This is a genomic window from Paenibacillus sp. MER 180, from assembly GCF_023713665.1.
In the GTDB taxonomy this organism is placed as follows: domain Bacteria; phylum Bacillota; class Bacilli; order Paenibacillales; family Paenibacillaceae; genus Paenibacillus_B; species Paenibacillus_B suaedae.
Genome location: NZ_JAMAVT010000023.1, coordinates 78,529 through 90,424 on the forward strand (window position 1 = coordinate 78,529; position 11,896 = coordinate 90,424).

Annotated in this window: 12 protein-coding genes and 1 other RNA gene; all 13 read left to right on the forward strand. The window is 47.8% G+C overall.

All coding sequences use genetic code 11. The annotated features are described in order from the left end of the window. Window positions 1-30: 30 nt before the first annotated feature. The 13 genes from fba (at window position 31) to M3661_RS26275 (ending at window position 11,558) form a co-directional block, all read left to right on the forward strand. The gene (fba, locus tag M3661_RS26215; protein ID WP_021253433.1) at window positions 31-885 is read left to right on the forward strand and encodes a class II fructose-1,6-bisphosphate aldolase; all 855 of its coding nucleotides are present in this window, start codon (window positions 31-33) and stop codon (window positions 883-885) included. Window positions 886-1,051: 166 nt separating this feature from the next. Beyond that, on the forward strand, window positions 1,052-2,305 hold the full coding sequence (locus tag M3661_RS26220) for a UDP-N-acetylglucosamine 1-carboxyvinyltransferase (RefSeq protein ID WP_021253432.1): 1,254 nt from the start codon (window positions 1,052-1,054) through the stop codon (window positions 2,303-2,305). 473 nt (window positions 2,306-2,778) lie between these two features. Next, window positions 2,779-4,074, forward strand: coding sequence for a transcription termination factor Rho (gene rho, locus M3661_RS26225; RefSeq protein ID WP_021253431.1), 1,296 nt, complete (start codon window positions 2,779-2,781; stop codon window positions 4,072-4,074). A gap of 142 nt (window positions 4,075-4,216) precedes the next feature. Beyond that, entirely contained in the window at window positions 4,217-4,414 is a 198-nt protein-coding gene (gene rpmE / locus M3661_RS26230; RefSeq protein WP_021253430.1) for a 50S ribosomal protein L31, read from the forward strand. Window positions 4,415-4,569: 155 nt separating this feature from the next. Then, entirely contained in the window at window positions 4,570-5,568 is a 999-nt protein-coding gene (locus M3661_RS26235; RefSeq protein ID WP_251489921.1) for a helix-turn-helix transcriptional regulator, read from the forward strand. Between the two features lie 21 nt (window positions 5,569-5,589). Beyond that, window positions 5,590-6,219, forward strand: coding sequence for a hypothetical protein (locus M3661_RS26240; protein WP_251489924.1), 630 nt, complete (start codon window positions 5,590-5,592; stop codon window positions 6,217-6,219). Window positions 6,220-6,262: 43 nt separating this feature from the next. Further along, window positions 6,263-6,530, forward strand: an RNA gene (gene ffs, locus M3661_RS26245) — signal recognition particle sRNA large type. A 223-nt stretch (window positions 6,531-6,753) separates the two neighbouring features. Next, entirely contained in the window at window positions 6,754-7,860 is a 1,107-nt protein-coding gene (locus tag M3661_RS26250) for an ATP-binding protein (RefSeq protein WP_251489943.1), read from the forward strand. A gap of 101 nt (window positions 7,861-7,961) precedes the next feature. Then, complete coding sequence (dnaX, locus tag M3661_RS26255; protein WP_251489926.1) at window positions 7,962-9,722, forward strand: DNA polymerase III subunit gamma/tau; 1,761 nt, start codon at window positions 7,962-7,964, stop codon at window positions 9,720-9,722. A 36-nt stretch (window positions 9,723-9,758) separates the two neighbouring features. Continuing rightward, entirely contained in the window at window positions 9,759-10,070 is a 312-nt protein-coding gene (locus tag M3661_RS26260) for a YbaB/EbfC family nucleoid-associated protein (RefSeq protein ID WP_021253425.1), read from the forward strand. A gap of 128 nt (window positions 10,071-10,198) precedes the next feature. Then, complete coding sequence (gene recR / locus M3661_RS26265) at window positions 10,199-10,798, forward strand: recombination mediator RecR (protein ID WP_021253424.1); 600 nt, start codon at window positions 10,199-10,201, stop codon at window positions 10,796-10,798. Window positions 10,799-11,019: 221 nt separating this feature from the next. Continuing rightward, window positions 11,020-11,292, forward strand: coding sequence for a DUF2508 domain-containing protein (locus tag M3661_RS26270; RefSeq protein ID WP_251489930.1), 273 nt, complete (start codon window positions 11,020-11,022; stop codon window positions 11,290-11,292). A gap of 8 nt (window positions 11,293-11,300) precedes the next feature. Then, window positions 11,301-11,558, forward strand: a complete 258-nt coding sequence (locus M3661_RS26275) for a pro-sigmaK processing inhibitor BofA family protein (protein ID WP_251489945.1) — start codon at window positions 11,301-11,303, stop codon at window positions 11,556-11,558. The last annotated feature ends 338 nt before the right edge of the window (window positions 11,559-11,896 follow it).

An 11,896-nucleotide genomic window follows, 5' to 3' on the forward strand; every position in this document is an offset into this window, starting at 1 on the left:
GACGAACAACTTCCTAGGAGGATGGAGACCATGCCATTAGTTTCGATGAACGAGTTCTTGCCTAAAGCAAAAGAAAACAAATTTGCAGTAGGTCAGTTCAACATCAATAACTTGGAATTCACACAAGCAATTACAGAAGCGGCGATGGAAGAAAACGCACCAATTATCTTTGGTGTATCCGAAGGCGCTTTGCGTTACATGGGAATGGAGTACACAGTAGCAATGGCTGAGGCAGCTGCTAAGAAATCCGGCTTGCCAATCGCTTTGCACCTTGACCATGGTAGCACATTTGAAGTAGCTATGGCTTGTATTCGTGCCGGATTCTCTTCCGTTATGTTCGATGGTTCCCACCATGCATACGAAGACAACATCCGTTTGACTAAAGAAGTCGTTAAAGCAGCTCACGCTATGGGCGTATCCGTTGAAGGTGAATTGGGTACAATCGGCGGTGTTGAAGACGATCTTCACGTAGACGAAGATGCAGCTCAATTGGCTAATCCAGAAGAAGCAATCCGCTTCTACGAAGAAACTGGCGTAGATGCACTTGCAATCGCTGTTGGTACTGCTCACGGCATGTACAAAGGCGAGCCTAAACTTCACTACGATATCATTGAAGCAGTAGCTTCCAAAATCCCAGTTCCAGTCGTATTGCACGGCGGTTCCGGTGTACCTGACGAATCCATCCGCAAGGCTATCGCAGCAGGTGCAGGTAAAATCAACGTGAACACAGAAAACCAAGTTGCTTGCACAGCGGCTATCCGCGAAGCATTGGCTAAAGATGCGAACGTTATCGACCCTCGCAAATACTTGACGCCAGCACGCAATGCAATGGTTGAAGTTGTTCGCAACAAAATCCGCTTGTTCGGATCCAACAACCAAGCATAATCGATACTCATATTTATGTTTACGAATGCGGGAAAAGCACCGGTTCGCCGGTGTTCTTCCCTTTTTTGCGATTATTTAGCGTTATGATGAATGAACATGAATCCAATAAAGCATATGGGCGAGCCGAACCTGTGATAGGTGCGGCGTGGGGGGAACTTAGCTTGTGATGGAAAAGTTAATGATTTGCGGTGGGCGGCCGCTGCGTGGCACTGTGCAGATCAGCGGTGCGAAGAACAGTGCAGTCGCACTCATTCCTGCAGCGATTTTAGCAGAGAGTGAAGTAGTGCTCGATAACTTGCCGGCATTAAGTGATGTTGCAACCTATACGGAGATTATTACCGAACTCGGTGGAGAGGCAAGCTGGGAAGGTTCTGCCTTGCGAATTGATCCATCTAGCATGATTTCGATGCCGATGTATAACGGACCTGTGAAGAAATTGCGGGCCTCTTATTATTTAATGGGCGCCTTGCTCGGCCGCTTTGGCGAAGCGACAATAGGCATGCCTGGAGGATGCAACTTTGAACCCCGTCCGATTGATCAGCATATTAAAGGATTCGAAGCATTGGGTGCTACGGTAACCAATGAACATGGAGCGATCCATATTTCGGCGCGTGAATTGCGCGGCGCCAAAATCTACCTCGATGTGGTTAGTGTAGGAGCAACCATTAATATTATGCTTGCGGCTTCCCGAGCCAAAGGCATCACCATTATCGAAAATGCGGCCAAAGAGCCTGAAATTATAGATGTGGCGACCCTGCTCAATGCAATGGGTGCCAAAATCAAGGGTGCTGGTACAGAATCGATTCGTATTGAAGGTGTAGAAGGGCTGCATGGCTGCCGTCATTCTATCATTCCGGATCGCATTCAAGCAGGAACCTATATGATCGCTGCTGCTGCAACGCGCGGCGATATTCTCATCGACAATATTATCCCTAAGCACTTGGAAGCACTTACGGCGAAGCTGGAGGAAATGGGTGTGCAAGTCGTAGAAGGGGACGAATCCCTTCGCGTGCTTGGCCAGCCTGACTACGAGTCTATCGATGTAAAGGCGCTTGTATATCCAGGATTCGCAACCGATCTTCAATCACCGATGATAAGCTTGCTCACGCAAGCAACTGGTGTAAGTATGCTGTCCGATCTCGTATATAGCAATCGATTTAAGAATGTGCCTGAGCTGCTTCGCATGGGAGCCAAAATCCGTGTAGAAGGTCGCTCTGCTGTCATTGAAGGAACCAAGTTGCATGCCGCGAAAGTGAAAGCAGCGGATTTGCGTGCGGGAGCATCGCTTGTCATTGCAGGACTAACAGTAGCGGATGGCATTACTGAAATCTCCGGCGTAGAGTATATTGACCGTGGCTATGACAACCTAGTCACAAATTTGCGAAATTTAGGCGCTGATGTATGGCGTCAGACGGAATAATTCGACGGTAATAGGGTAAAAATAGGATAATGATCATTTCGCGATCGTCAGTTAAGGTGTGGCGATGCGCCCCATGATGCGCCCTGCTCATGTGGCTGTGCGGAATTTCATCTAGTATTCGTCGTTTGTGTATTGGACTGTGTCCGAAAGAGAGTGGAAGTGGAGCATTCTCTTTCGGATACAGAAGAAAATGCAACTTTTTGGCAGGATTGAACGTACGAAGATTATTTCCCTTTCTATTCCTTGGAGAGGCTGCAGCGTTTAGCACCATCACTTCCATAAGTGCTTCGCTTCAACGGCTATCTTTTACCCAGACCGAATGGTTCCCATCTGTTATCTGTCCACCATCTCATTGTATCAACCAGCCTTCATATCTCATATTGACACGCTGCTGCGTTTATACGTAACGATTTCACAATGGACTTATCCTTCTGACATCATTTGTATTTATCAACAGAATAGGAGTTGTATTCATGGATTTACAAATTTCCGATTTGGAAACGAAGAAGCTGACCGAGCTATATAAACTAGCAAAACAATTTCAGATTCCTGGCTATGGTCAAATGAAGAAAAAAGAATTAATATTTGCTATCTTGCGCGCGCAGGCGGAACAAGGCGGCTTCATGTTTATGGAGGGAGTATTGGACATCCTTCCAGAGGGCTTCGGCTTCTTGCGTCCTATTAACTATTTGCCTAGCTCGGAGGATATTTATATCTCTCAATCTCAGATTCGCAGATTTGATTTGCGTACTGGTGATCTTGTATCGGGAAAATGCCGTCCGCCAAAAGAGAACGAACGCTATTTCGGATTGCTTCAGATTAACGCCGTCAATGGCGAGAATCCGGATGAAGCCGCTCAACGCTTGCACTTCCCGGCCCTGACGCCGCTATATCCAGAGAAGAAACTTGTGCTTGAGATGGCTTCCAACAAAGTGTCCACACGCATTATGGACATGCTCGCACCTGTTGGTCTTGGACAACGCGGGCTAATCGTCGCCCCTCCTAAGGCAGGTAAGACATTGCTTCTGAAGGAGATTGCAAATAGCATCTCGACCAACCATCCTGAGATTGAACTGTTCGTTCTGCTTATTGATGAGCGACCGGAAGAAGTAACGGATATGCAGCGTTCTGTAAAAGGTGAGGTTGTAGCATCCACATTTGATGAAGTGCCTGAGAACCACATCAAGGTAACAGAACTTGTTCTGGAGCGTGCACTGCGTCTTGTGGAACATAAGAAGGATGTTGTTATCCTGCTTGACAGTATTACGCGCTTGGCGCGAGCATACAACCTCGTGGTTCCGCCGTCTGGCCGTACGTTGTCTGGTGGTATTGATCCAGCTTCCTTCCATCGTCCAAAGCGCTTCTTCGGTTCTGCCCGCAACATTGAAGAGGGTGGAAGCTTGACGATCTTGGCAACGGCACTCGTTGAGACAGGATCACGTATGGATGACATCATTTATGAAGAATTTAAAGGTACGGGTAATATGGAGCTTCATTTGGATCGTAAGCTGGCTGAACGCCGTATCTTCCCGGCTATCGATATTCGTCGCTCGGGTACACGTCGCGAGGAAATGCTGTTGTCGAAGGAAGAGCTTGATAAGCTGTGGGCAATTCGCAAGAACATGAACGAGTCTCCGGAATTCGTGGATCAATTCTTGAAGAAGATGCGTGATTCGAAGACGAACGAAGAGTTCCTTGCAGCACTTGATACGAGCGGAACACCAACCCCGCCTCCGCGCAGAACACGCAGCAGCTCTGTGAGCTCCTAAGCGCTCGTTCGCTGTTATGGCGGACAAGAATATGGTTATAACATGAGATTGCGAACTAGATGCAAACATGCTATAATCCATTCATGTGTTTTTATATACTCTGGGCACGCAAAGGGCTCAGGGCGGAAAGAGGTGAATTCGAGTGAAAGAAGCAATTCAACCGAAATACTTCATTACGACTGTAACTTGCGCATGCGGCAACTCTTTCGAAACAGGTTCCGTTAAAGAGAACTTGAAGGTAGAGGTTTGCTCCGCTTGCCATCCATTCTTCACAGGTAAGCAGAAGTTCTTGGATGCTGGTGGTCGTGTGGATCGATTCAAAAAGAAATACGGTATCTAATACGTCTATTTACGATATGGACTCCCTTGCTGGCAACAGCCAAGGGAGTTCATTTTTTTTGTATATTTTTATCCTTCCTGACTTGATGTTTGCTGTCCGGAACTCGATTTCGCACAAAATGTCAAAACAAAGGGGAGTAAATACGGTACGATTGAATGGAACGGGAATTTCCGAGGCATGTGCTGGCATTGCCTCAAGATGACTGGGGAGGGCTGGCTATGTGGCTGGAGCACGAGAAATGGATCAGAGAAGCAATAGCCTACATAGAACTGCATATTACAGAGGATGTGGATGCAGCAGACATAGCTGACCATTGCACGGTCTCCCGTTTTCACTTTAATCGTGTGTTTCAGCGGCATGTGGGTGTCAGTGTGGGGACATTGTTACGGGAGCGCAGATTGGCAAGGGCTGCGGTGGAGCTGTTGTCAACGGACAAGCGCATACTGGACATCGCATTAGAATATCAATTTTCTGGGCAAGACAGCTTCACTCGTGCTTTTAAGCAGCGGTATGGCATGACACCGCATGTATACCGCCAAGGTTTCCGATGCTTTTACACGCCAGAGGGGGATCATCGAATGGATGAGAACAATCAATCTGAGAATACCGGATATGGGATGATGCAGTCTGCTCCACAGGGATGGATCATAACAGGTGTGTATCCGCACCAATATAGCGTTACTCTTGATCACGTTCATGTATATCGCGGGAGGTCGTCAGGTACGATTCAAGGAAAAGTGGATGCGGATCCACGAGGATTTGGCACGTTGATGCAAATGTTCAAGGCTGAGGATTATGTGGGACAGCGCCTTCGTTTATCAGCGTTTCTGAAGACGGACGACGTGCAGGGATGGGCAGGCATGTGGATGCGGATTGACGGGAAGGATGAAGTGCCTATTAACTTCGACAACATGGACAATCGTCCGATTAGCGGCACGACCGAATGGAGGCCCTATGAAGTTGTACTTGATATTGCACCTTATGCGGAGGCGATTGCATTTGGCGTGCTATTAAGCGGTCCGGGTCAAGTCTGGGTGGATGGATTTCGCTTGGATATTGTTGATGAGTCTGTACCTACTACGGGTGGACCAGCGGTAAATGATACAATGCCCAAAGAACCGGTGAATTTGGACTTTGAATTGGGGCCACAGTAGAAGGAGCGGAGCGTGAACGGCATGATCGAAAGGTTGTTTGAGCTTAGTTTGGGATTTATATGGCACATCATCAAGGGTGAGCTGCCCTTGTCCATTGTCGGAAGCACGCTTTTCTTGGGGGTTCTATTTGTTGCGGCAGGAGAGTGGAGCGAACGGCGCAAGCATGCGCGTTCGGAACAATTTGGGCATCGTTTGCAAAGAGGAACGGGTACGTTGTTCAAAGACGCATTCATTGTGATGGTTGCTACTTTCTTCGTTGTTGGGGTTGAATACGGTATTTTTCGCTTGGCTGCAAGGGCCCTTCCTGCTTGGGGGTGGCCAGTTCTGCCGGATGGCAATGTTGTACTGGCATGGCTCAGTCTCGCTGTCACAAGTTTCGTATTAGTAGGGGTTATCATTTTGGAGCTCATCTGGGCGGCTAAGACGGTGTCCCTTGCTTCATTCTGGGTCATTTATGTACTGGTATATGCGGTGTTATCAGCTTGTGCACTGCAAGGGCTGTATCCGGTATCAGGTGCTACGCCGTGGATTTATTTAGGATCTGGACTTATGAGTTCATTGCTTTGTGTGCTGTTGAAGTATTTGCAACAAATGGAAGAAGATGCGGATGGCAGTAAGGAAGAAGCAGATGCCATATCTGTTAACAAATGACGTCAGTTGCACTTTTGCAGCAAATCGTCTATACTAAGTTATGCCGTGCTAGACGGGGAGGTAGCGGTGCCCTGTAACTCGCAATCCGCTGTAGCGAGGTTGAATTCCTGTTAGAGGTTTTGTCGATGTGGGGTTTGGCGTTTACACTCGGTGTTGACGGCTGGGTCCTCCGCAATGGGTGCCTATGAACTTGGTCAGGTCCGGAAGGAAGCAGCCATAAGTAGGAGAGCTCATGTGCCGGAGGGAAGCCTGGCCTGAGTCGTAGTGTAGAAGTGCCGCTCGGATCGCAATTATCAATAACAGGTGCACGGTTCATATAGTGCATACGAGGACACCGGGATAACCGGTGTTTTTTTGTTTCAACTAATATGAATACATGTTCATATTATATATACAGCAGGAAAAAGATTGCCTGATGGCGAAGTTTAGAGTGAACAGCAAGTGAGCGGATATCTCATTTTCGTTTCTGCAAAAAGAGGTGAGTGTATGATCGATTCAAGCATGCCGTTACACGGCGCTCTGTCGCAGAATTCTATGTCTGATTCCTGCAATGAAGGAGCAAATGTACAGGCGGCGGATACGGAACTAACGCTGCTGCAGCAATTTGCCGGTGCTTTTATTCAGGATGTGAATTTAGGGATCATGCTGCTGAATAATCAGTTCACATTGGTAGACATCAGTGATATGGCGTGCATAGTGATGGGATGGGAGAGAGAGAAGGCGCTCGGGAGACGGGTCAATGAGCTGTTTGGTGACATGCCTACAGAGCATCATCTCGTACAACGTTCTCTGCTTGAAGGTGTGAGTGTGCGGAATCATGCTGTCTCTTGGTGCAATGGTGTGGATCGATATGAGCTTCTTATGGATTCGAATGTCATGCGTGATGAACAGCAGCAGATCGTAGGTGCTTATGTGCTATTCAAGGATGTGTCAAATTTGCGCTCGTTGGAGGAGCAGGTACAGCGAAGCGACCGTCTGGCGATGATTGGACAGATTGCCGCAGGAACAGCTCATGAAATTCGTAATCCCTTGACCTCTATTAAGGGGTTTCTGCAAATGTTCAAGAAGACGCTGCGTGACAAGGGGATGGCGAAGGAAGTCCATTACACCGAGATCATGCTGACCGAAATCAACCGAATCAATGAGTTGGTTGGGGAGTTTCTACTCTTAAGCAAGCCGAAGCATGTCACGATTGAGCGTGTGAATGTATATCAGGTGATGAATGATATTTTGCCGATTATTCGGAGTGAAGCGGTGCTGCACGGCGTACATGTTCGATACGAGGCGGGAGAGACTGTGCCGAACGTGGTTGCCGATCGCGAGCTGCTGAAGCAAGTGTTCATCAACATCGCCAAAAATGGTATTGAGGCGATGGTGGAGGGTGGCACACTTACGGTAAGTGTGAAGCGGGATAGTGCGGAGCAGCGTGTGTTGATTGATATCCATGATACGGGGCCGGGAATTCCTGCGTTCCTCGTCGATAAGATATTCGATCCCTTCTTCACCACGAAGCAGAATGGGACAGGGCTTGGATTATCGGTATGCCAACGGATTATCCATGATTTGGGCGGCACGATACGCGTTTCATCCAAGGGGTTTGGCACGACATTCACGCTCGCTGTCCCTTATCAGGGTTCATAGCAGCAGTGACGGACGCCTCTCTTTTCCAAAGAGAGGGAATGGCTGTTTTTTTAGAGGTTATGATATAGTATAATAAGTAAAAACGTTTTCGAGGTTGCATCATGGCTCATATCGCATTGTATCGCGCATGGAGACCACAGTCATTTCAAGACATGGTCGGACAACAGCATATTATTCAAACGCTGCAAAATTCGCTGCGGGAGCAGCGTTTTTCGCATGCATATTTGTTCAGCGGTCCAAGAGGAACCGGGAAGACAAGTGCGGCGAAAATACTGGCGAAGGCTGTCAACTGCGAACAAGGGCCAGGCCCGGAGCCTTGCAACGCTTGTGAAGCGTGTCGGCGCATAACAGCTGGCGCGGTGATGGATGTAGTGGAAATCGATGCTGCATCGAATCGCGGCGTAGAGGAAATTCGCGATCTTCGCGAAAAGGTGAAGTATGCGCCAACGGAAGTTCGCTACAAAGTGTACATCATTGACGAAGTACACATGTTGACGACAGAAGCTTTTAACGCCTTGTTGAAGACGTTAGAAGAGCCGCCAGCGCATGTGATGTTCATCTTGGCGACAACGGAGCCGCATCGACTTCCGGCCACGATTATTTCGCGTTGCCAGCGATTTGACTTTCGTCGAGTTTCACTTGCTGAGCAGGTACAGCGCTTGGCTCGGGTGTGCGAAGAAGAGAGCATCCAGGCAGATCATGACAGTTTGACTTATATTGCGAAGCTGTCTGATGGCGGGATGCGTGATGCGATCAGCTTGCTGGATCAAGCTGCCTCCTTTACTGATGGAGCCATTACCTATCAACAGGTATTGGACATTACAGGAGGTATGCCCGAAGAGAGGTTCGCAGAGCTTGCCCGAGCAGTACAGGCGGGTGATGTAGGTTCTGTCCTTTCGGTGGTTGAGCAGTTGATGCAGGAAGGCAAGAGTGCGGATAAGTGCATGGAAAGCCTGTTGTACTTTTTCCGAGATCTGCTTATGATGAAGATGGTGCCGAGCGGGGATGCGCTAACGGACCGGTTGACTCGCGTAGAGTCTTTCCGTGAAATGGCGGAGGGATTCACAGAGAGTCGTCTATTTCATATCATTGATACGCTGAATCGATACCAGACGGATATGAAGTATGCTGTGCAGCCGCAGACTTTATTCGAAGTCGCGCTGCTTCAATTGGCAGCTTCAGGGCAGCGTCCATTGAATCATTCTATGGACACTGGTGATTCCGTTAAGGGAGATGTTCGGCTGGATGGAATGGAACATTCATCCTCCCTGCAACATTTGCGTCAACAGATTACGTCCTTAGAGACGAAGGTTGAACAGCTGATGAAGTCAGGTGGAGGCCGTCAGGAACAGGTAGCGCATGAGCGTACGCCTGCTGCGATTCGCCCATCTGGACACGTATCCAAGTTCTCTAAGCAGCCACCGCAGTTCACACGGTACCTTGCGAATCATAACAGCACCGAATTCAATCGCATTCGGGGCACTTGGGGACAAGTGCTTCAGCGAGTGAAGGAAGCCGGTGTTACCATCCATGCTTGGCTGGTTAATGGTGAACCTGTATCATGTCTAGAGGATCGAATTCTTATCGGTTTCAAAAATTCGATTCATCGTGATACGACGGAGAAGCCGACTAACAAGCAGGTGATCGAGCAAGTGCTATCCGACACCTTCGGCAAGCCATACCAGATGGACACGATGATGCTCAAGGACTGGGAAGCCGCAGCGGCCCGGACCGAAGACAAGGAAGAGCAGGAGTTCCAACTGGAGCCAGAGGGCCAAGAAGGCCGCAATAATTCTCAAGAACCATGGATTGACGAGGCTATCCAGCTATTTGGAGAAGATCTCGTTGTCATAAAAGAGTAACTTTTATCAAATGGAGAAAAAAGGAGATTCACGGCGATGAACAATATGAACCAAATGATGAAGCAAGTTAAAAAAATGCAAGAGCAAATGTTGAAAGCTCAAGAAGAATTGGCTGAAAAGAAAGCAACTGGTACATCTGGCGGCGGAGCTGTTACTGTAGAGGTTAACGGCCACAAAAAACTACTTAGCATCTCCATCAAACCAGAAGTAGTGGATGCAGAAGATATCGAAATGCTTCAAGACCTTGTTATCACTGCAGTTAACGATGCGTTGACTAAAGCAGAAGACATGGCAAATGACGACATGTCCAAATTCACAGGCGGAATGAAAATTCCTGGCTTGTTCTAATGTAGAGAAACACGAATGTGAGGCATATACCGATTCCGGTATATGCCGTTTCTACCATTTAGGGGACATTTTTTGATGTGAGACGATGTTGAGTTCGTTGATTAAGCTATCGTAAAGGAGAGCCCGCATTGTATTATCCAGAACCGATCGCCAAGTTGATCGAGGCATTTACACATTTGCCCGGTATTGGGCCGAAGACAGCGGCTCGTCTTGCGTTCCATGTACTCCGCATGCAGGAAGATGACGTTATTGATTTTGCAAAGGCGCTCGTTAATGTGAAGCGGAACCTGCACTACTGCTCTGTGTGCTGCAATATTACAGATATTGATCCTTGCCGTATCTGCTCGGATAAGACACGTGACGCCTCAGTAATGTGTGTTGTTCAGGAAACGAAGGATTTGGTTGCGATGGAGCGAACGAAAGAGTTCATGGGGTATTACCATGTGCTACAGGGCGCGATATCACCAATGGAGGGAGTAGGCCCAGAGGATATACGTCTTGCTGAGCTGCTTAAGCGTTTGAGTGATGAGCGGGTCAAAGAATTGATTTTGGCTACGAATCCAAATATTGAAGGGGAAGCAACAGCGATGTATATTTCGCGGCTTGTGAAGCCGTTCGGCATTCGTGTAACGAGAATTGCTCATGGACTTCCTGTGGGTGGTGACCTCGAATACGCCGATGAGGTGACCTTGTCTAAGGCGTTAGAAGGCCGGAGGGATGTTCTGTAATGGTGGAGCTCCATCGTGAGCAGGCCTGAAATGTTGTTTCTTCATGATTTGATATAGAAGCTCTCGAATATCGAGGGCTTTTTTTGTTATCTATAAGAGGAATGATTGATATCCTGTTCATTAGAGTGCTGTCTCGCATGGTCGAAGCAGCTCATAAAGAGGTTCTAGTCTTGTCCCGACGTTCATATTCATGACTAAAGTGAATGTGGGGAGGGGAACTCATGTGGAAACGTATGAAGAACTGGTTCATGCGAAATAGGGACAAGCGTGAGTATGGGTTAATGTTGTCTGAGCAGCAGCTTCTTATGAGGGATATCCGTAATGCGGTTGCGGAGTGGAGAATGGCTTGTGTGCGATTTGAGCATGCACTAGGTACAGATGAGGTGGATTATGCGATTTCGACGCTTGAGGCGGCTGAGAAGCGGATTGCCATGCTGATGAAGAGAGCCAAGCGCGCAGGGATGCATGCATTGCGGTTAGGGGAGGTATTATAGTGACGAAAATGCTGTTGGTTGGTCTGCTCATTGTGTCCATAGCTGGATTGTTCATTGTGCTATTTCGTCAGAGGCTGGCATGGCGTGGTATCATAACCTTTCTTTTTCATGGAGTTAGCGCATTTGCGTTGTTGTACATCGTGAATTCGACGGGGTGGATAGCGGGAATCCATGTACCTATCAACCCTGCCACATTAACAGGAGTGGGGCTTCTGGGTATCCCGGGACTCGCGCTTATTGTTTCCCTTAAAATGGTAGGTATTTAGTGGTTGACGCACCCCTTGCCTTTATGATAAATTAATCAATGTCGCTTCGGACATGAGTTAACAAACTTAAAACAAAAAACAATCTCGAAAAGAGATTAAAAAAAGTTTTAAAAAAGTGTTGACAAGAAATGAACGAAATGATAAGATATAAAAGTCGCCGCTGACAAAGCGGTGAGGAAAAGAAAGTAACTAAGAGATTGGTTGCTGACTGAGATTGTTCTTTGAAAACTGAACAACGAGCAACGTTTGTGAATGAGGTAGCAATACCTCGTCAAAAGATATGAGCAGTTCAAACTTAACTTTAACGGAGAGTTTGATCCTGGCTCAGGACGAACGCT